Consider the following 20011-nt stretch of genomic DNA (forward strand, 5'->3'; position numbering starts at 1 on the left):
CGGCCCTCGCGGCTGCGCCCCGACACCGGGGCCCAAACTACTTGCGGTAGTTCGGCGCTTCCACGACCATCTGAATGTCGTGCGGGTGGCTCTCCTTGAGCCCAGCCGAGGTGATGCGCACGAACTGGCCGCGCTCCTTCAGCTCGGTGATCGAGCGCGCGCCGACGTAGAACATCGACTGGCGCAGGCCCCCGACCATCTGATGTGCGACGGCGCCGACGGGGCCGCGGTAGGGTACCTGGCCCTCGATGCCCTCGGGAATGAGCTTCTCGTCGCTTGGCACGTCGGCCTGGAAGTAGCGATCCTTCGAGTACGAGGTGCGCTCGCCGCGTGTCTGCAGCGCTCCGAGCGACCCCATGCCCCGGTACGACTTGTACTGCTTGCCGCCGACGAACACGAGGTCACCAGGGCTTTCGTCGGTGCCGGCGAGCAGCGAGCCCATCATCACCGACGACGCACCGGCGACGAGCGCCTTGGCGATATCTCCCGAGTATTGCAGGCCACCGTCTGCGATAACGGGAACGCCAGCCGGCGTCGCCGCCTTCGCGGCCTCGTAGACCGCGGTCACCTGAGGCACACCGACGCCCGCAATCACGCGGGTCGTGCAGATCGAGCCGGGCCCGACGCCCACCTTCACGGCGTCAGCGCCAGCCTCGACGATTGCCTTCGCACCGTTGTACGTCGCGACGTTGCCGCCGATCACGTCAACCGACGCGAAGGCGGGGTCAGCCTTGATCTTCGCGATGATGTCGAGCACGCCCTTCGAATCGCCGTTCGCGGTGTCGACAACGAGCACGTCAACTCCCGCATCGACGAGCTGGCCTGCGCGCTTCCACGCGTCGCCGAAGAAGCCAACTGCCGCGCCGACTCGAAGTCGCCCCGCGTCGTCTTTCGTGGCGAGCGGGTACTGCTCCTCCTTGTCGAAGTCTTTCACCGTCATCAGGCCGGTGAGCCGACCATCTGCGTCGACGAGTGGCAGCTTCTCAATCTTGTGCTGCTTGAAGAGTTCGGCTGCCTCGTCGCGCGAGATGCCGGTGCGGGCCGTGATCAGCGGCATGCGGGTCATTGCGTCGGAGACGCGCACGTTCGCGCGATCTTTCGGGTCGATGAAGCGCATGTCGCGATTCGTGATGATGCCGAGCAGCACCCCGGCGGAGTCGACCACAGGCAGACCCGACACACGGTACTCGCCGCAGATCGCGTCGACCTCGGCGACACTCGCGTCGACCGTGGTGGTCAGCGGGTTCGTGATCATGCCAGCCTCAGAGCGCTTCACCCGGTCGACCATCTCTGCCTGGTCTTGAATCGACAGGTTTCTGTGCAAAATACCCAGGCCACCGTTGCGCGCCATGGCGACGGCCATGCGCGTCTCGGTGACCGTATCCATTGCGGCCGAGATCAACGGCATCGCGAGGCGCACACGCCTCGTGAGCTGCGTCGAGGTATCGGCCTCGCTCGGAATGACGTCGGTGTGCGCGGGTAGCAGCAACACGTCGTCGTAGGTGAGTCCTGTGAACGCGAAGGGGTCACGCTGTTCCATACAACCTCTTTAATGCTCGTGGCGTCGACGTAGAGTTACTAGTCTAAGGGAATCGGGCCGGTATGAGGCTGATGAGCGAGCTCCGGGCTCGGTGCTCGCCGCAAGCGTAAAATCATGTCGGCAATCAAGAACATCAGCGCGATCCACACCCCGACAAAACCGACCCAGCGGCTCAGCGGGAGCTCCTCGCCCATCACGAAGTAGCCGAACAGGAACGCGAGAATCGGTGTGAGGAACTGCAGGAACCCGAGATAGGTGAGCGGCAGCCTGCGCGCCGCCTCGCCGAACAGAATGAGTGGCACGGCAGTCAGCAGCCCGCTCACCAGCACGAGCCCGGCGATCAGCGGGCCGAACGAGAACGCGCCGAGGCCCGCCACCGAGGCGACGACGATCAGCTGCACGATGCCGATGGGCACCGAAACGAGCGTCTCGACCGTGAGGCCCGTCACGCCGTCGACGTGCTCGATGCGCTGGTGCACGACCCCGTACAGGCCAAAGCTCAGCGCGATGCCGAGCGCGATCCAAGGCACACGCCCATAGGCGATCGCCGAGTACAGCACCCCGACGCCCGCAACGCTGACCGCGATCCACTGCAACCGCGAGAGTCGCTCGCGCCAGAAGATCACACCAAACAGAATTGTAAACAGCGGGTTGATGAAGTAGCCCAGCGACGTCTCGAGCACGTGCCCAGTGACCACGCCGACGACAAAGATCTGCCAGTTGGCGTACAACAAGATGGCCGACAGCACGAACATGCCGAAGGTCTTGGGCGACGACAGCACCGCGCGCACCCTGCTCCACCTGCGCGTCACCGTCACGATGAGCGCGCACACGAGCAGCGTCGTCATGACGCGCCACGAGACGACCTCGAACGGGTTCACGACCGCGATCAGGGTGAAAAATGGCGGGAAAGCGCCCCAAATCAGGTACGCACCGAGTCCATAGCCTAAGCCAGCGCGTGTTTGTTTCACCGAGCTAGTCTACGCCTGTCGAAGCGGGCAGCCACCTTACATATGGCAGTTGTTGTCGCTATGTTTGCGCGCAAGCGACAACTCCTGCCATATCGAGAGACGCCAGAGGAGCCAGAGGCGCCAGAGGCGCCAGAGGCGCCAGGTGCCCGAGGGCACCCAAACGCAAAACCGGGGCCGCACCAGCACGGTGCGACCCCGGTTCAGAGTGCGATTTAGCGCTCGATGACTGCGAGGATGTCGCGGCTCGAGAGCACGAGGTACTCCTCGCCAGCGGCCTTGATCTCGGTGCCGCCGAACTTCGAGTAGATGACGATGTCACCAACGCTCACGTCGACGGGAATGCGGGTGCCGTTGTCTGAGACGCGGCCGGGGCCCACTGCAACAACCTTGCCCTCCTGGGGCTTTTCCTTCGCGCTGTCAGGAATGACGAGACCGGAAGCAGTGGTCTGCTCCGCCTCGACCTGCTGGATGACGATACGATCCTCGAGCGGCTTGATGGCGACCGACACGGTTGACCTCTTTCCAAAGCTGTTGGTTTTACACCCCTTACGGGTGCCTCTGTACGAGATTCTATGGCCCCGGTTGGCACTCATGCAAGGCGAGTGCCAACCGTTGGGAGCGGAATCGCGCACAGCGAACACAGCCCGCCCTGGGTAAGCTGATAAGCCCGACCACCGAATTTGGGAGCGCTATGAGCACCACCCCACCCGCCGAGCCAACGCCACACGCGACAGAGGCGGCATTCACGCAGCCGACCGAGCCGCTCACCGAGGCGGCGTTCACTCAGCCGACCGCACCGCTCCCCGAGTCGTACGCCGGCCAGCCGTACCCGCCGAGCTACGGAGCCCCCTACGACCAGGGCGCGGCAGCAGCAGCCTATAGCTACGGCCAGCAGGCGCCCGAACGCACGACCGTGAGCGACACGAACACCTACGCGCTCATCTCGATCATCGTGACTTTCATGATGCCGCTCGCGGGCATCATCTTCGGGCACATGGGCCTCAGCCAGATCAAGCGCACCGGCGATCGGGGCCGCGGCCTCGCCCTCACCGGGCTCATCTACGGCTACTGCGTGTTTGCGCTCGGCACGCTCTTCATCATTCTCTACATCGGCGCGATCGTCATGCTCATCGGCGCAGCGGCGAGCGGCAGCTACTACTACTCGTGACCAGCGATGACAACCGGCCGGGGGAACACCTCCCCCGGCCGGTTTCTTCGCTCCCGGGTTGGGCCGAACTCGCATCGCCCGCTGGCAGCGAGCTGCTTGCCGCCGCGGCAGCACTGCGCGCAGACGGTTCGGCGTTCGACCGCGTTTCAGCCAAGCTGCGCCGCCAGAGCGACGACACCGACCTCATCGCGGCGGCGCTCACGGTCACCGGGCTGCGCGAGCGCGCCGGGGCGAAGTTCGGCCCGCTCGCTCCCGAGCTGCTGCTCACGCAGGCGGGCCTCGAGCAGGCCTCGCGCTTCGTCGTTGCGAACCTGCACGCCGCTCGCTTCTCGGGCTGCGACACTGTCGCAGACCTCGGGTGCGGGCTTGGCGCCGAGTCGCTCGCGCTGCTGTGCGCCGGGATCGGCGTGCGCGCGGTAGAACTCGACCCGCTGACCGCGGCGTTCGCAAAGCACAACCTCGGCGTCGCCGCCCGCGCGCTTGCAGAGAGCCGAGGCAGCGCACCCTCGGTCGACGTCATCGTGGGCGACGCAACGGTTGTCGGGCCCGGCGAGGCAGAGGGCGTTTTTCTCGACCCTGCGCGGCGCACGGCCGGCCACCGCGACACTCGCCGTGTGCACGCAGACGATTACTCCCCCTCGCTCGACTTCGCCTTTGCCTCGGCCCGCGCGGCACACACAGGTGGCGTGAAGCTCGGGCCGGGCCTCGACCGTGAGCTCATTCCGGTCGACGCCGAGGCCCAGTGGGTGTCGGTCGACGGGCAGCTCGTCGAGATGGGCCTCTGGTTCGGTGCTGGGGCGCGGCCGGGCGTGCGGCGAGCGGCGACAGTGCTCCGCGGCGGCGGCTCGCCCGAACACACCGCAGCCGTGCACGAGCTGCTCGCGGCAGACGACGCGCCAGATGCCGACGTGCGCGGCATTGGAGAGTACCTGCTCGAACCCGACGGCGCCGTCATTCGGGCGCGCCTCATCGGCCTGCTGGCTGCCGAGCTCGACGCCGGCATGCTGCACGAGGGCATCGCCTACCTGTCGACCGACCGGGAGCCCACAACGCCCTTCGCGCAGGTGTTTCGCGTCGTCGAGGAGCTGCCGACGCGAGAGAAGGAGCTCAAGCGCGCGCTCGCGCAACGCGGCATCGGGCGGCTAGAAATCAAAAAGCGCGGCGTGGATGTGGATCCCGCCGCGCTGCGTACGCGCCTGCGTCTGAAGGGGCCGGAGTCGGCGACCCTCGTGCTCAGCCGCTCGGCGGGCAGGCATGTCGCACTGCTCGCCGAGCGCTGCTGAGCGTAGACTCCCCTAGTTGGTCGAGCCCCGGAGCAGGGTGTCACACGAGATCGTCTCGCCGAGCACCTCGACCGAGGTCGCGCCGTTCTGGCAGGCCTCGGCGGCGTCCATGCTCTGCGACACGAGATCGCCGCCCATCGAGAACGCCACGATCACGCCGATCGTGATGATGCCGCCGATGATGAGGCCGAGCGCGCCGGTGATGAGGCCGGTGAGCCCAAAGCCGAGCGACTGCTTCTTGATCAGTGCCATGATGCCGAGCACGAGCGCGACGAGGCCGAGCAGCGGGCTGAGGAAGGGGATGAAGAACAGCACGAGGGCCGCGATACCAAGAATCATGGCGGTGAGCGCGAGACCCTTCGGCTTGGGCGGCGCTGCCATGTTGTAGGCGGGAGCCTGCCCATATGCGGGAGCGCCCGGGTAGGCCGGTGCTGCGGGAGCGCCGGGGTAGGAAGGCGCGGCGGGGGCCGCGCCGAAACCCTGCGCTGCAGGGAAAGCCGGAGCTGCGGGAGCGCCCGGGTAGTCGGCTGCCGGGGCGACATACGGTTCACCCGGCGCCGAAGGCATTGCCGGCTGGCTGGGCTCGGGGGCGCTCGGGAACGCGGGAGCCTGCGGCGCGGCACCCGGCGCTACCGGGGTGTCGGGCGTCGCCTGAGGCTGCTCCGGCGTGGCCGCGGGGTCGGTGTTCGGCGTGTTATCAGACATTGCGTTCCTAACGGTGTGTGTCGATCAAGGGGGTTGCCCCTGGTGACAACGATACCGCGGGAGCGGCGACTCGCTACAACTGAATGTTCGTCACCGGCAGCGTCGAGTCGGCTCCGAAGTCGAGCGACGACGGATCGTGGCCCGCGGCGACAAGCTGGGCGCCGAGCGATGCGATCATCGCCCCATTGTCGGTGCAGAGCGACAGCGGGGGCACCCGGAGCTGCACTCCTGATGCGGCCGCCCGCTCAGCTGCAACCTCGCGCAGCCTTGCGTTGGCAACGACGCCACCGCCGAGCAGCAGCCGCGGAATCTCGAGATCGGCGCACGCCGCGAGCGCCTTCGTGAGCAGCACGTCGACGACCGCTTCACGGAAACTCGCCGCCACGTCTGCCACGGGAACCGGCTCACCTGCGGCGACTCGCTTCTCGACCCAGCGGGCAACCGAGGTCTTCAGCCCCGAGAACGAGAAGTCGTAGCGGTGCTTCGCCATGTCTTTCGGGAGCGTCAGCCCGCGCGGGAAGCGGATCGCCTGCGGGTCGCCGTCGGCGGCCACTCGGTCGATATGGGGCCCGCCCGGGTAGGGCAGCCCGAGCAGCCTCGCGACCTTATCGAACGCCTCGCCGGCCGCGTCATCGATTGTTTCACCGAGCAGCTCAACGTCGCTCACGAGGTCGCGCACCACGAGCAGCGAGGTGTGCCCGCCCGACACGAGCAGGGCGACCGTCGGCAGCTCGAGCTCTCCGATCTCGCCGACGGCGGGGCGCAGCGCATCGCCGGTGAGCAGGTCTGCCCCGACGTGCCCGACGAGGTGGTTCACCGCGTACAACGGCCGGCCGAGCGACACAGCAAGCGCCTTCGCCGCAGAGACGCCAACCATGAGCGCGCCTGCGAGCCCTGGCCCGCCGGTGACCGCGATCGCGTCGACCTCTTCGAGGGTGACGCCCGCGTCGGCGAGGGCACGCTCGATCGTCGGCGTCATCGACTCTAGATGGGCACGCGCGGCGATCTCGGGGATCACTCCCCCAAACCGCGAGTGCTCGTCCATCGACGAGGCGATGGCGTTCGCGAGCAGCGTTCGCCCACGCACGATGCCGACACCGGTCTCATCGCAGCTCGTCTCGATACCGAGCACGAGCGGCTCCCGTGGCGCGCCTGCTAACGCGCTCACCGTCTCACTCACTGTCGCTCCTTTATTTGCAGCTGCATGACGATCGCGTCGATGCCCTCGGGTTGGTAGTAGCGAGGCCGCACCCCGATCTCGGCGAAACCGAGCGAGGCGTAGAGAGCGCGGGCCACCGGGTTGTCGGCACGCACCTCGAGAAACACCCGGGTGGCGCCCCGGCGATCCGCCTCGCTGATCAACTCGTTCATCAGCGCGCGCCCGAGGCCCTTGCCGCGCAGCCCGGGCGCGACCGCGATCGTCTGAATGTCACCGTCGGCGCCGAGCACGAGCACGCCGGCGTAGCCGCAGAGCGCGCCGTCGTCGGCCTCGAGCACAACATAGCGGCGGTGCTCGCCCGCGAGCTCCTCGCGCACCATCTCACGGCTCCAGGCGTCGGAGCCGAACAGGAGCGCCTCGAGCTCGGCGACCGCGTCGAGGTCGTCGAGGGTCGCGTCACGCAGCGCCACGCCCTGCCCGGCGATGAGCGGCTCGGCCGAGTGGCCTGGCTGCCCTGCCTCGGCCTCACGGGCCGTCACGGCGTCACCGGCTTAGGCGCCTTGGGCTGCATCACGTCTGGCAGGCGCAGGTAGAGCGCCTGGTCGGCCTCGAAATCGCGGCCGGCGCCGAGCCGCCGCGCCGCCAGCCGCACGAGCGACGCGGCCGGCACTCTCTCGGGCCAGAGCTCGTTGGCGACCGCGGCGAAGCCCTCGCGCGGCTCGAGCCGCGGCGAGCCAGTGCGCTCGGGAATACCGGCCCAATCGAGCCCAGCGTAGTCGGTGACGAAGAGCTCGCGCCGCTTCGCGTCTTGCACCACCCGAATGCCAGCAACCGCGCCGGTCTCGAGCGCCTCGAGCGCGACCGCGTCGTGACTGATCACCGGGAGGGTGGCCAGGCCCCGGCCGAGCGCGAATGCGTGGGCGGCCGCGATACCAACGCGCAGCCCGGTGAAGGGGCCCGGCCCCATTCCGGCGACGACCCCGGTGACCGCGGCGGGATCCACCCCGTGCTCGGCGAACACGCGCGCGATGAGCGTGCCGATCACCTCGGCGTGGCCGCGGGGGTCGTCGCTCCACACCTCGGTGATTGTCGCACCAGAGCCCAGTGCGACGCTCGTGCCGAGCGAGGTATCGATCGCGAGCAGCGCGTGCGCCGCGAGCTCGGGCGCTGAGACCCTGCGAATGCCAACCTCGGTCACCTGAGCACCCCGTTCTGCCACCGGGGGCCGTGCCCCGTTACCGTCAGCGTGCGCGGTTCCACTGGTGCCTCCGCAAATTCGTCGTCGGTGCGCTCGAGCGGCCCGGTTGCCGCGGGGGCGCCGGGGTCGGCCGGCTCGGCGGGAGCGCCGGGCTCGGCGGGAGCGGTGGGAGCGCCGGGGTCGGCCGGCTCGGCGGGAGCGCCGGGCTCGGCGCCGCCGATCGGGCGCTCGATGACGATCTCGAGCCAGGAGTCGCGCGCGTCGACGAGCCCCGCACCCCACTCGGCGACGACGACCGAACCCTCGAAATCGAGGTCGAGGTCTTCGACCTCGGAAGCGTCGGCGAGCCGGTAAGCATCAACGTGCACGAGTGGCGCGCCGCCGACGAGCGACGGGTGCGTGCGCGCGATCACAAATGTCGGGCTCTGCACCGGGCCACGCACACCGAGGCCCTCGCCGATGCCGCGAGTGAGCGTCGTCTTGCCCGCGCCGAGCGGGCCAGTCAGAATGACAAGGTCGCCGGCGCGGAGTTCTCGCCCGAGCGCGATGCCGAATTCGTGCATTGCGTCGGGGTCTGCGGCAGCGAATCGCTCAACGACGCTCACGCCCCCACCTCGCCCGTTGGCCCGGCGCCGATTGCGGCGTCGCCGCCGGTGACGCCGCTGGCCGTTGCGACGCCAGCCGCGGTCTCGCCGACCGCAACCTCGCCGGCCGCGACCTCGCCGGCCGCGGTCTCGCCGGTCGCAGACTCAGCCTCGGCGACCGCCGTTTCGTCGACCGCGCGGCGAAGCACGCGCGGGCCGATGCCGACAAGGATCTCGTAGTTGATCGTGCGCATGAGTCGCGCCCAGTTGTCGATCGACGGGTAGCCGCGCTCGGGGTCGCCGAACAGCACAACCGGGGCGCCGAGATCGATGCGCCCGGCGATGGGGCCAACGTCGACAATGAACTGGTCCATGCCGATGCGCCCCACGATCGGGCAGCGCTCGTCGGCGATCGTCACCCAGGCACCCGAACCGTTGAGCGCGCGCGGCATGCCGTCTGCGTAGCCAACCGGCACGAGCGCGAGCGTCGTCGCGACCTCGCACACGTGGTTGAAGCCGTACGACACCCCGGTGCCCGCCGGCACGCCGCGCAGGGCGACGACCTCGGAGCGCAGCGTCATCGCGGGGGTGAGCCCGAGCTGCGCCGAGTTCTTCTCGACAAAGGGGCTCAGGCCGAAGGCTGCAACGCCAACCCGAACGGTGTTGTAGTAGAGCTCGGGTCGGGTAAACGTCGCTGCGCTCGCGGCGAGGTGGATCATCGCGGGCTCGCAGCCGGCAGCGCGCAACAGCGCGACGGCCTCGTCGAACTTGGCGCCCTGGGCGAGATCGGCTTCTTCCCCGGCGTTCGCGAGGTGGCTGAAGATGCCGCGAACGTGCACGAGGCCCTCGCGCTCGAGCTCGGCGCCGCGCCGAAACAGCTCGTCCCACTCCTCGCGGGCGGCGCCGTTGCGACTCAGCCCGGTATCAATCTTGAACTGCAGCGTCGCGGGCCTACCGGTCGCGCGCGCGGCGCCGGCGAGCGCCTCCAGCTGCCGCAGGTGCGCAACCCCAATGTCGATGGACTGCTCGATCGCCGGCACGAAGTCGACCCGCGGGCCGTGCAGCCAGCACAGCAGCGGCGCGTCGATGCCGCGCTCGCGCAGCTGCAGCGCCTCCTCGAGGTCTGCCGTCGCGATCATTGTCGCGCCGCCGGCCATTGCGGCGCTCGCGGCGATCGCCGCGTCGTGGCCGTAGCCGCACGCCTTCACGACGACGATGACGTTGCCGCCGCCGGTGAGGTCGCTGACGCGCCGCACGTTCTTGCGAATAGCCGACACCGAGATGTCGGCGACGCGCATCGATCCTGTTCTCATTCGGCACCGCCTCCCTGCTCCACAATAACGAACGCGGTCGCGACGCCCGTGTCGTGGGTCATTGAGAGGTGGATCCGATCCGCCCCACGCGCCGCGAGCGCCTCGCGCAACCCGGCCGTCGGCACGAACTCCGGCGCCCGCAATTCATTGCGGCGCACCTCCATGTCTGGCCAGGTCAGGTCGCCCGAATCTCCGAGCGCCTTAATAAGCGCCTCCTTCGCGGCAAACCGAGCCGCGAGCGACGGCGTCGACAGCTGCCCCTCGGCCGCGCTGAACAGGCGTTCGCGCAGCTTCGGCGTGCGCTCGAGCTGCCGCTCGAAGCGCGCGATGTCAACAGTGTCGACGCCGATGCCAATGATCACTCGACGGTCACCGATTTCGCAAGGTTGCGCGGCTGGTCGACGTCGAGGCCCTTCGCGGTTGAGAGCTCGAGGGCGAACCACTGCAGCGGCACAACCTGCAAGATCGGGTCGAACAGCGCATCGGTGAGCGGGATCCGCACGACCTCGTCTGCGAACGGCAGCACGGCCGTGTCACCCTTCTCCACGATCGCGATCACCCTCGCACCGCGGGCGCGGATCTCCTGGATGTTCGAGACCACCTTCGAGTGCATGAGCGGCGAGGTGCGCGGGCTCGGCACGAGCACGAACACGGGCTGGCCGTGGTCGATAAGCGCGATCGGGCCGTGCTTGAGCTCGCCAGCGGCGAAGCCCTCGGCGTGAATGTAGGCGATCTCCTTGAGCTTCAGCGCACCCTCGAGCGCCGCCGGGTAGCCAACGTGGCGGCCGAGGAAGAGCACCGAGCGGGTGTCGGCCATCCAGTGCGCAAGCTCGGCGATCTGCTCGTGCGTTGCCACCGCCTCGACCATCTTCTCGGGCAGCGCCTCGAGCTGTTCGACCGCAGCGGCCTCGGCTTCGGCCGAGAGCACCCCGCGGGCCCTGCCCAGGTGCAGGCCGATGAGGTACAGCGCCGTGATCTGGGCGATGAACGCCTTCGTCGACGCGACGGCGACCTCGGGCCCGGCGTGCGTGTACACCGCGGCGTCAGACTCGCGCGGAATTGTCGCGCTCTGGGTGTTGCACACCGACACCGTCGTCACGCCCTGCTCGATGGCGTACTTCACGGCCATGAGCGTGTCCATCGTCTCGCCCGACTGGCTCACCGAGATCACCATGGTGCGGTCAGAGAGCACGGGGTCGCGGTAGCGGAACTCGTGGCTCAGCTGCACCTCGACCGGCACCCTCGCCCACTGCTCGATCGCGTACGAGCCGACCATGCCGGCGTACGATGCCGTGCCGCAGGCAATAATGATGATGCGGTCGATATTCTGCAGGCGCTCGGCCCCGAGCTCGGTCAGTTCAGGGATCTCGACGTGGCCGTCGACGATGCGTCCGCGAATCGTGTTCGCGATTGCCTCTGGCTGCTCGTTGATCTCCTTCGCCATGAACGACGACCAGCCGCCCTTGTCGGCAGCGCCCGCATCCCACTCGACCTCGTACTCCTCGAAGCTCACCTCGGTTCCGGCGAAGTCGGTGATGCGCACGCTGTCGGGCGTGATGATCGCGATGTTGTCTTCGTTCACGACAACGGCTCGGCGCGTCGACGCCACGAACGCCGCGACATCGGAGCCGAGAAAGTTCTCTCCGTCGCCGAGCCCGATAACGAGGGGCGAGTGGTGCCTGGCCGCGACGATCTTGCCCGGCTCGTTCTGGTGCATGGCGAGCAGCGTGAACGTGCCGTGCAGCCGCTTCGCGACGTCGCGCAGCGCGGTCTCGACGTCTTTGCCCGCGGCCGTCTCGAGCCCGAGCAGTGCCGCGACGACCTCGGTGTCGGTCTCACTCGCGAGTTCGGCGCCACGGGCGATCACGTCGTCGCGCAGTTCAGAGAAGTTTTCGACAATGCCGTTGTGAATGACCGCGAGGCGGCCTCCGTCGCCCAGGTGCGGGTGCGCGTTCACATCGGTCGGCCCGCCGTGGGTCGCCCAACGGGTGTGCCCGATGCCGGTGCCAGCCGCGCTGACGGGGCTCGCGGTCAGCAGGTCTTCGAGGTTCACGAGCTTGCCCGACTTCTTGCGCACTGCGACGCCGCCGGTATCATCGATCACTGCGATACCCGCGGAGTCGTACCCCCGGTATTCGAGCCGACGAAGGCCGTTCAGCAGCGCCTCAACAGTGTCATTTGGGCCTGCATATCCTACGATTCCACACATACAGTCGATTTTAGTGGCACGATGGAGAGCGATGAGCGAAAAAACCAGCGAAGGCGCAGTCACCGATCTTGCTCGCAGCAAAGACACAGCTCCCGTCACCACAGAGAACCTTGTCATCGGGCCAGAGACACAGACCCTGGTGCGACCCGAACTGACCTCCCCGTTCACCGAGATCGGGCGTGCGGAGTGGGCGCGGCTCGCGGGCGAGACTCCCCTGCCGCTGAGCGAGAAAGAAATCGAGTCGTTCAGGGGCCTCGGAGAGGTGCTCGACGTCGCCGAGGTCTCTGAGGTGTACCTGCCGCTCAGCCGCCTGATCAACCAGTACGCGATCGCCGCCCGCGAGATGCACCAGCGCACGCGCCGGTTTCTGCACCGAGAGAGCGAGCGACCAAGCACGTTCGTGATCGGCGTAGCCGGCTCGGTCGCCGTCGGCAAGTCGACCGTTGCCCGCATTCTGCGAGATCTACTCGCGCGCTGGCCCGAGACGCCGCACGTCGCGCTCGTCACCACCGACGGCTTCCTCTACCCCAACGCCGAGCTCGAGCGGCGCGGCATCGCCCACCGCAAGGGCTTCCCCGAGTCGTACGACAGGCGGGCGCTGCTGCGCTTCGTGTCGCAGGTGAAATCGGGCATGCCCGAGGTGCGCGCCCCGCACTACAGCCACCTCATCTACGACATCGTTCCCGGCGAGTACACGACGGTGCGCCAACCCGACATCTTGATCGTCGAGGGGCTCAACGTGCTACAGCCGCCGATGGCAGACCACCCGCTCGCCGTCTCAGACCTGTTCGACTTCTCCGTCTACGTCGATGCGCGCACCGCCGATATCGAGGCGTGGTTCACGAAGCGATTTCTGCGGTTGCGCGACAGCGCCTTCGCCGACCCAGACTCGTTCTTCAGGCAGTTCGCCACCCTCGACGACGAGGCTGCGAAATCGTACGCGCACGAGATCTGGAAGGCGATCAACGAGCCGAACCTCATCGAGAACATTCGGCCAACCCGCGCCCGCGCGACGCTCGTGCTGCGCAAGGAGGCCGACCACCGGGTGCAGAAGGTGCTGCTGCGGAAGCTGTAGGGCCGGTTTGGCGGGCCGGTGCTGCTCGGCGGGCCGGTGCTGCTTGGCGCCGGCCGGCCGGGTGCCTCTGCACTCAATAGCAGATCTGCACCCCCACGGCCGCAGAGCCCACTTTTGGGGCTGTGTTCTGCCGATCACCTAGGCAGCGCAGGTCTCGTGGCGCGGGAGGGGCATAGCTTGTGCGCCGCGTGTGCGAGTAACAAGCTGGGGCTTGGTAGGGAGCACGCTCGGGCAGGGCTTCAGCTGCGGCAGCGCTCTCTAGCCACCGGGTAGAGTCTGGGCACGAGCTGAGTAAGAGTCGGTGGCCGGGCAACGGGGCGGGCGCCAGGCCTTCTCCACATGCCGCCCGAGGCCGCGCGCATACGGGAGTTCTCCACATTGTGCGATCGAGGCGGAGCTCGGGGGCCCGCTCGGGGCATGCTCGCTCTATGTATGAAGCATTTCTCGCAAGACACGGAGGCGTTGTGCGCAGCGCCGCCCTCATGGATCACGGGCTGAGCCGCCACTACCTACACAAAGAGGTGCTCGCCGGTCGCCTGGTTCGCGTTCGCCGGGGCTGGGTCGCTCAACCCCACGCCGACCCCCAACTCGTCACGGCGGCGCGCCACGGCCTCATGCTGTCGTGCATCACCGAGGCGGCGAGGCAGGGGCTGTGGGTGCGCGATACCTCCACTCCGCACTACGCGGTGCTGCGGTCGGGGGCCGAGATCCGCCCGGAGGGGGCGGTGCTGCACTATCACGCGCCGCTGGTGCCGTGCGACCGCTACGCACTCAGCGACACCCTGGAGAACACCCTCGTGCACGTCGCACGCTGTGAGCCCTTCGAAGACGCGGTTGCGACGTGGGACTCGGCACTCAACAAGCGGCTCGTCGACCGCTCGGCCCTCGCCCAGCTCCCCCTACCCGTTCGGGCGCGGAAGGTGCTCGATGCCACCGACCCGTTCGCAGACTCCGGCCTTGAGAGCTACGTGCGGCTACGCCTGCGTTGGCTCGGCGTGCCGATCGTCGCGCAGGCGTGGCTCGACGGGCACCGGGTCGACTTTTTGCTTGGCGAACGCCTTGTCATACAGATCGACGGTGCGCACCACACCGGGGCGCAGCGCACCAGCGACATCACGCACGACGCGAAGCTAGCGCTGCGAGGCTATACGGTCATTCGTCTAGCGTATTCACAGGTGATGGACGCCTGGCCCACCGCCCAGGCCAGCATCATGCGCGCGGTCGCGCTCGGCCTGCACCAGCGAGCCGAGCTCGTGTGAGCACGCGGCGGCGCTAGATCGGCAAACTGCACAAGCCAGGCCCAAACCCCCAGCCCGGGCCGTGGCTGCGCAGATCACCGATCCACCGCAGAAACCCAGCGCCCAGCAACGCAAAAGCCCGGGGCGCGCTGCATCAGGCACCCCGGGCTCAGAGCTGGTTACACCGCCAGGCGTTCCTTCACGATAGCCGCGAGGTCGTCAGCGAGCTGCTGGGCCTGGTCGCTGTGGGCGGCCTCGACCATCACGCGCACCACGGGCTCGGTGCCAGACGGGCGCAGCAACACGCGCCCCTCACCGGCAAGCACGCTCTCGACCTGGCGCACCGCCTGCTGCAGCACCTCGTCGCTGTTCGCACGGGTGCGATCGACTCCGCGAACGTTGACGAGCACCTGCGGGTACACCTTCATGCAGGTGCCGAGCTCGGCGAGCGACTTGCCGGTGCGCACGATCTCGGCCGCAATGTGCAGGCCGGTGAGAATGCCGTCGCCGGTGGTCGCGAACTCGCTCATGATCACGTGACCCGACTGCTCGCCTCCCAGCGAGTAGCCGTGCTCGTTGATCGCCTCGAGCACGTAGCGGTCGCCCACTCCGGTCTGAATCACGTCGATGCCGTTGTCGGCCATCGCGAGCATCAGGCCGAGGTTCGACATGACGGTCGCGACGAGCGTGTTTTTGTCGAGCTTGCCGCGGCGCGACATTGACAGCGCCAAGATCGCCATAATGCGATCGCCGTCGATATCGTTGCCAGCGGCGTCGACAGCGAGGCAGCGGTCAGCATCTCCGTCGTGCGCAATGCCGAGGTCTGCCCCGTGTTCGAGCACCGCAGCCTTCAACGGCCCCAGGTGGGTCGAGCCGACCCCGTCGTTGATGTTCATACCGTCGGGGTCGTTGCCGATCACGATGATCTTCGCGCCTGCGGCGGTGAACGCGTCTGGCGAGATGCCCGAGGCGGCGCCGTGTGCGCAGTCGAGCACGACGGTGAGGCCCGCGAGGCTCGTGCCCTCGAGCGTGCCGAGCAGGTGTACGAGGTAGCGATCTTCGGCATCGGCGAAGCGCCGAATGCGGCCGACCTCGTGGCCCGTGACGGCAACCGGGGGCAGAGCCATAGCCGCCTCGATCGCGTCTTCAACGTCGTCGGGCAGCTTGCGCCCACCCTCGGCGAAGAACTTGATGCCGTTGTCAGGCGCAGGGTTGTGCGACGCCGACACCATCACGCCGAAATCGGCGCCCGTGTCAGCTACGAGGTACGCGGCAGCCGGCGTCGGAATCACGCCTGCGTCGAGCACGTCAACCCCGGCCGCGGCGAGCCCGGCAGAAACGGCCGCCGTGATGAACTCGCCAGAGACCCGCGGATCGCGCGCAACGATCGCGGTAGCGCGACGGCTCTCGCCGCGGGCATTACGCCCGAGTACGAGAGCCGCTGCGTGCGCGAGGCGCAGGGCAAGGTCGGCGGTGATATCCACCCCGGCCAAGCCCCGCACCCCATCGGTGCCAAACAGGCGTCCCATGTGGGAATTCGCTCCTGGTTAGCGCTTCGAGTACTGAGGCGCCTTACGGGCCTTCTTGAGACCGGCCTTCTTGCGCTCCTTGATGCGAGCGTCGCGGCTCAGGAAGCCAGCCTTCTTCAGCGTTGCACGGTTGTGCTCGGCGTCGATCTCGTTGAGCGCACGAGCGACCGCGAGGCGGAGCGCGCCGGCCTGGCCCGAGGGGCCGCCGCCGTCGATCGTCGCGATGAGGTCGTATGCGCCGCCGAGCTCGAGCACGGTGAACGGATCGGTGATGAGCTGCTGGTGCAGCTTGTTCGGGAAGTACTCGGCGAACTCGCGACCGTTAACGGTCATCTTGCCCTCGCCGGGAATGAGGCGCACGCGGGCAACAGCCTGCTTGCGACGGCCAACGGCTGCACCGGGAACGGTGAGCGCGGGGCGCGGGGTTGCCGCGGTTGCCTGCGACGCAGGGGTCTCGGTGGTGTAGCTCTCAGTGGCCACAGTCTGCTCTTCAGTCACGTTAAAGTCTCTCTTCTTGTGTCTCTAGCGCGCTTACTGCGCAACCTGGCCAAAGGTGTAGGGGGTCGGCTGCTGCGCCGCGTGGGGGTGCTCCGGACCCGCGTACACCTTGAGCTTGCGGAACAGGTCTGCGCCGAGCGAGTTCTTCGGAAGCATGCCGCGGATGGCCTTCTCAACGGCGCGCTCCGGGTTCTTCGTGAGGAGCTCGGTGTAGCTCACCGAACGGAGGCCGCCCGGGTAGCCCGAGTGGCGGTAGGCCTTCTTCTGCGCTGCCTTGTTACCGGTCAGCACAACCTTGTCCGCGTTGACGATGATGACGTAGTCACCCATGTCCATGTGCGGTGCGAAGGTGGTCTTGTGCTTGCCGCGAAGCAGGGTTGCGGCGTGCGATGCGAGGCGGCCGAGCACCACGTCTGTTGCGTCAATGACGATCCAGTCGTGCTTCTGGTCAGCTGCCTTCGGCGAGTATGTGCGAGTCACTGTCGTGCTGCTTTCTGTCGAAATGGAGGAGTTCTTGAATCCCACTCCGTGCGAGGTCTCACTCAGCGGTGCTGCGCGAGTTCCTGTGCGGTGGAGGGCTCAACAATTCGGGTGCTTGCGCACCAAGGATCAACTTTAGCACAGAACGGTCAGTCATCGAGCGGATCGCGGCGGGCGCGAGTCTGCTCGGCGCGCTTGGCGAGATCCGCGTCTTCCGGGTACCCGATCTCCTCGAGCGAAAGCCCGTGCGCCGGCATCACGGTGAAGCGGCTCGAACGCTGCCTTGCATCGCGCAGCTCGGGTAGCTCCCGCTCGGCGATCCGCCCGTGCCCGACCGCGACAACCGCGCCAACGAGCGCGCGCACCATCGAGTGACAGAACGCATCCGCCTCGATGCGGGCGGCGTATGCACCATCGGCGGTCTCTCGCCAATCGAAGGCGAGCAGCTCGCGCACGGCGGTCGCGCCCTCGCGAGCCTTGCAGAACGTGGTGAAGTCTTGTAGCCCGAGCAGGTCTGCCGACACGCGCTGCATCGCCGGGAGATCGAGCACGCGCGGCACCTCGGCGGTGAAACGGGCGGTGAGCGGATCGCGCCTGGCGTTCCCGGGCCGCAGCCGATACTCGTAGCGCCGACGAACCGCTGAGAACCGTGCGTCGAAGCCGGCCGGCGCCGGGGCGACGCGGTGGATCGCGACGTCGGGCGCGGATCGAAGCAGGACCCCGTTGAGCCTTCGCGTCATGATGCGGGCGGCCTCGGCGGCGTCTGGTTCACCGCCCCGCTGCGATGCCGACCACCGCGCGAGCTGCTCGCCGCTCACGTCAATGTGGGCGACCTGCCCGCGTGCGTGCACGCCAGCATCGGTGCGGCCACCGACCGTGAGCCTGACGGCGCCGCGATCGACACGCAACAGCACCGCGATCGCCGCCTCGATCTCCCCCTGCACCGTGCGCAGGCCCGGCTGCACGGCCCAGCCCGAGAAGTCGGTGCCGTCGTAGCCGAGGTCGAGTCGCAATCGCGTGGTTTCCACGCGATCTAGTGTGTCAGATGTCGCGCCGGGCCCAGGCCCCGAATGCCGCTCAGGCAGATTCCGGGGTACCATCTTCGAGTGTCTGTTCGCCCGCTTACTCCTGCCGGGCCACGGGTGACTCACCGTGGCGCCCGCTTTGGCGGCCTCGACGGGCTCCGGGCGATCGCGGTCGGGCTTGTGCTCGTCTACCACCTCTTCCCCACGGTGCTGCCCGGCGGCTTCCTCGGTGTCGACGTGTTCTTTGTGATGAGCGGCTTTCTCATCACCTCGCTGCTGCTGCGCGAGCTCGAGAGGACCGGCCGCATCGACCTGCTCGGATTCTGGCGCAGGCGGGCGCGCCGGCTGCTGCCCGCCGTCGCGCTGGTCGTGCTCGTGAGCACCTCGCTCGCGCTCGCTGCCGGGCGCGACCTGCTCGTCGGCGTCGCGCAGCAGATCGCCGGCGCCGTGTTCTTCGTCAGCAACTGGGTGTTCATCGCGAACGGCACCGACTACTTCGCGCGCGATACGCCCGAGCTGTTCAGAAACTTCTGGTCGCTTGCGCTCGAGGAGCAGTTCTACATCGTGCTGCCGCTGCTCGCAATCTTGGTGTTTCGCTTCCGCTCCCGCCTCACGTGGGCCCTCCCCCTGATCGCGCTCGGCGTCGGCTCAGCGTTTCTCATGGCGTCGCTCGCCAACGCGGGCGCCGACCCCACCCGCGTGTACTTCGGTTCAGACTCGCACAGCTTCGGCCTGTTTCTCGGCGCCGCCATGGCAGTCGCGCTATCGCGCCAGGCCGCCCGCGCGTTGACCGCGGTGGGCCAGGCGGTGTCGCTCACCGTCGCCGCGCTCGGTTTTGGGGTGCTCGGTTACCTCGCGCTGACGCTGCAAGAGGGGAGCCGCGCGAGCTTCGTCGGCGGCTTTCAGCTCGCCACGCTTGCCGGCCTCGCGGTGGTGTGGGCGATTACGCGCGAGGGCGCCATCGCTGGCAGGTGGCTCGATGCGCAACCGCTGCGGTGGATCGGCGAGCGCTCGTATGGCATCTACCTCTGGCACTGGCCCCTGCTCTTGATCGTCACGAGCATTGCCTCGGGCCTCGGGCTCGGGGCCTCACCGCTCGTCGCGGCCGTCACCCTCGCGCTCACCGTCGCGTTCGCAGCGCTGTCGTACCGCTATGTTGAGCAGCCGGTGCGGCGCATTGGCCTGCGCGGCGCGTTTGCCAGGTGGTTCAGCCCCCGGAGCTACACGCAGCGTCGCAAGCGCATCTCGATCGCCCTCGCCCTCGTTGTGGCGATCACTTTCCCCCTCACGGGGGTTGCGGTCGCTATCGCCCCCGAGCGCACCTCGTCTGCCGAGGTGATTCTGCGGGGCCAGCAGCAGTTGGAGGCCGACCGCGATGGCGCAGCGAGCGGCGCCGACCCAGCTGAGCCGGGCGACCCGGGCGCGGCCGCTGCCGAGCGCCCGGCGCCACGATTCGCTGTGCAGGGCGGCGACATCACCGCCGTCGGCGATTCCGTGATGCTCGCGAGCTACCCCGAGCTCACCGAGGCGCTCCCTGGCATCGAGGTCGACGCTGCTGTCTCGCGCGGGTTGTGGGCCGGCGTCGAGATTCTCGCCGATATGGCCGCCAGAGGCGCGCTGCGCGACATCGTCGTTGTCGGCCTCGGCACCAACGGGCCCGTCGACGCCGAGGCCCTTGACGAACTGCTGCGCATTGTCGACGGTCGCAAGCTTGTGCTCGTCGACGCGCACGCCGAGCGCGACTGGATTCCCGAGGTCAACGCAATGCTCACCGCCTTCGCTCAGGCTCACCGCGGTGTCGCGCTCGCGGGCTGGGACGCGGCGGTCGCCGGCACCCCAGAGTTTCTCGCGGAAGACGGCATTCACCCTGGCCCCGAGGGCGGCGAGGTCTACGCAGCAGCGATGCGCGACGCCATCGAATCGCTCTTCACACCGGGCGAGGCGACCGGCTGGGCCGTTCCGCGCCGCTAGCTCACGTTGCCCGGGCGGGGGCGGGGCCGACCCAGCGGGCCCTCACCCCCGCACACTGCACAACC

General features: G+C 68.2%; 20 protein-coding genes. 5 read left to right on the top strand and 15 right to left on the bottom strand.

The window, feature by feature from the left end:
* Window positions 1-37 precede the first annotated feature (37 nt).
* From guaB to groES, 3 genes are all read right to left on the bottom strand, one after another.
* Window positions 38-1540, bottom strand: coding sequence for an IMP dehydrogenase (gene guaB, locus ABD115_RS15920; protein WP_343962684.1), 1503 nt, complete (start codon window positions 1538-1540; stop codon window positions 38-40).
* Between the two features lie 38 nt (window positions 1541-1578).
* Window positions 1579-2511: an EamA family transporter RarD gene (gene rarD, locus ABD115_RS15925; protein WP_343962686.1), complete on the bottom strand. Its 933-nt coding sequence runs from the start codon at window positions 2509-2511 to the stop codon at window positions 1579-1581.
* 212 nt (window positions 2512-2723) lie between these two features.
* Complete coding sequence (gene groES / locus ABD115_RS15930) at window positions 2724-3020, bottom strand: co-chaperone GroES (protein ID WP_343962688.1); 297 nt, start codon at window positions 3018-3020, stop codon at window positions 2724-2726.
* 182 nt (window positions 3021-3202) lie between these two features.
* On the opposite strand from groES, the gene ABD115_RS15935 reads away from it, so the two are divergent.
* Both ABD115_RS15935 and ABD115_RS15940 read left to right on the top strand, forming a co-directional pair.
* Complete coding sequence (locus ABD115_RS15935) at window positions 3203-3679, top strand: DUF4190 domain-containing protein (RefSeq protein WP_343962690.1); 477 nt, start codon at window positions 3203-3205, stop codon at window positions 3677-3679.
* Between the two features lie 92 nt (window positions 3680-3771).
* Window positions 3772-4962 carry a THUMP-like domain-containing protein gene (locus ABD115_RS15940; RefSeq protein ID WP_425560070.1) on the top strand — a complete coding sequence of 397 codons (1191 nt, stop codon included), beginning with the start codon at window positions 3772-3774 and terminating at the stop codon, window positions 4960-4962.
* Between the two features lie 12 nt (window positions 4963-4974).
* On the opposite strand, the gene ABD115_RS15945 is transcribed toward ABD115_RS15940, so the two are convergent.
* The 8 genes from ABD115_RS15945 to glmS form a co-directional block, all read right to left on the bottom strand.
* On the bottom strand, window positions 4975-5667 hold the full coding sequence (locus tag ABD115_RS15945) for a hypothetical protein (RefSeq protein ID WP_343962695.1): 693 nt from the start codon (window positions 5665-5667) through the stop codon (window positions 4975-4977).
* Window positions 5668-5740: 73 nt separating this feature from the next.
* The gene (tsaD, locus tag ABD115_RS15950) at window positions 5741-6847 is read right to left on the bottom strand and encodes a tRNA (adenosine(37)-N6)-threonylcarbamoyltransferase complex transferase subunit TsaD (protein ID WP_343962698.1); all 1107 of its coding nucleotides are present in this window, start codon (window positions 6845-6847) and stop codon (window positions 5741-5743) included.
* On the bottom strand, window positions 6844-7365 hold the full coding sequence (rimI, locus tag ABD115_RS15955; RefSeq protein WP_343962700.1) for a ribosomal protein S18-alanine N-acetyltransferase: 522 nt from the start codon (window positions 7363-7365) through the stop codon (window positions 6844-6846). The genes tsaD and rimI overlap by 4 nt, the downstream gene beginning before the upstream one ends.
* On the bottom strand, window positions 7362-8024 hold the full coding sequence (gene tsaB, locus ABD115_RS15960; RefSeq protein ID WP_343962702.1) for a tRNA (adenosine(37)-N6)-threonylcarbamoyltransferase complex dimerization subunit type 1 TsaB: 663 nt from the start codon (window positions 8022-8024) through the stop codon (window positions 7362-7364). The genes rimI and tsaB overlap by 4 nt, the downstream gene beginning before the upstream one ends.
* Entirely contained in the window at window positions 8021-8629 is a 609-nt protein-coding gene (gene tsaE / locus ABD115_RS16665; protein WP_382403288.1) for a tRNA (adenosine(37)-N6)-threonylcarbamoyltransferase complex ATPase subunit type 1 TsaE, read from the bottom strand. Before tsaE ends, tsaB begins: the two co-directional genes overlap by 4 nt.
* Complete coding sequence (alr, locus tag ABD115_RS15970) at window positions 8626-9921, bottom strand: alanine racemase (protein ID WP_343962704.1); 1296 nt, start codon at window positions 9919-9921, stop codon at window positions 8626-8628. Before alr ends, tsaE begins: the two co-directional genes overlap by 4 nt.
* Complete coding sequence (locus tag ABD115_RS15975; protein WP_343962706.1) at window positions 9918-10283, bottom strand: holo-ACP synthase; 366 nt, start codon at window positions 10281-10283, stop codon at window positions 9918-9920. The genes alr and ABD115_RS15975 overlap by 4 nt, the downstream gene beginning before the upstream one ends.
* Window positions 10280-12130 carry a glutamine--fructose-6-phosphate transaminase (isomerizing) gene (gene glmS / locus ABD115_RS15980; protein WP_343962708.1) on the bottom strand — a complete coding sequence of 617 codons (1851 nt, stop codon included), beginning with the start codon at window positions 12128-12130 and terminating at the stop codon, window positions 10280-10282. Before glmS ends, ABD115_RS15975 begins: the two co-directional genes overlap by 4 nt.
* Window positions 12131-12161: 31 nt before the next feature.
* Here glmS and coaA point away from each other — a divergent pair, with 31 nt between their 5' ends.
* Both coaA and ABD115_RS15990 read left to right on the top strand, forming a co-directional pair.
* Complete coding sequence (coaA, locus tag ABD115_RS15985) at window positions 12162-13205, top strand: type I pantothenate kinase (RefSeq protein WP_343962710.1); 1044 nt, start codon at window positions 12162-12164, stop codon at window positions 13203-13205.
* Window positions 13206-13633: 428 nt separating this feature from the next.
* The gene (locus tag ABD115_RS15990) at window positions 13634-14464 is read left to right on the top strand and encodes a type IV toxin-antitoxin system AbiEi family antitoxin domain-containing protein (protein WP_343962712.1); all 831 of its coding nucleotides are present in this window, start codon (window positions 13634-13636) and stop codon (window positions 14462-14464) included.
* 158 nt (window positions 14465-14622) lie between these two features.
* Here ABD115_RS15990 and glmM read toward each other — a convergent pair whose 3' ends face one another.
* The 4 genes from glmM to ABD115_RS16010 all read right to left on the bottom strand — a co-directional run bounded on the left by glmM (window position 14623) and on the right by ABD115_RS16010 (window position 17978).
* The gene (gene glmM / locus ABD115_RS15995) at window positions 14623-15972 is read right to left on the bottom strand and encodes a phosphoglucosamine mutase (protein ID WP_343962714.1); all 1350 of its coding nucleotides are present in this window, start codon (window positions 15970-15972) and stop codon (window positions 14623-14625) included.
* Window positions 15973-15990: 18 nt separating this feature from the next.
* On the bottom strand, window positions 15991-16470 hold the full coding sequence (gene rpsI / locus ABD115_RS16000) for a 30S ribosomal protein S9 (protein ID WP_343962716.1): 480 nt from the start codon (window positions 16468-16470) through the stop codon (window positions 15991-15993).
* 33 nt (window positions 16471-16503) lie between these two features.
* On the bottom strand, window positions 16504-16950 hold the full coding sequence (gene rplM / locus ABD115_RS16005; RefSeq protein WP_343962718.1) for a 50S ribosomal protein L13: 447 nt from the start codon (window positions 16948-16950) through the stop codon (window positions 16504-16506).
* A 149-nt stretch (window positions 16951-17099) separates the two neighbouring features.
* Window positions 17100-17978, bottom strand: coding sequence for a tRNA pseudouridine synthase A (locus ABD115_RS16010; RefSeq protein ID WP_343962720.1), 879 nt, complete (start codon window positions 17976-17978; stop codon window positions 17100-17102).
* A 78-nt stretch (window positions 17979-18056) separates the two neighbouring features.
* On the opposite strand from ABD115_RS16010, the gene ABD115_RS16015 reads away from it, so the two are divergent.
* Window positions 18057-19946, top strand: coding sequence for an acyltransferase family protein (locus ABD115_RS16015; RefSeq protein ID WP_343962722.1), 1890 nt, complete (start codon window positions 18057-18059; stop codon window positions 19944-19946).
* The last annotated feature ends 65 nt before the right edge of the window (window positions 19947-20011 follow it).

The organism is Leucobacter albus (assembly GCF_039528015.1).
In the GTDB taxonomy this organism is placed as follows: Bacteria; Actinomycetota; Actinomycetes; order Actinomycetales; family Microbacteriaceae; genus Leucobacter; species Leucobacter albus.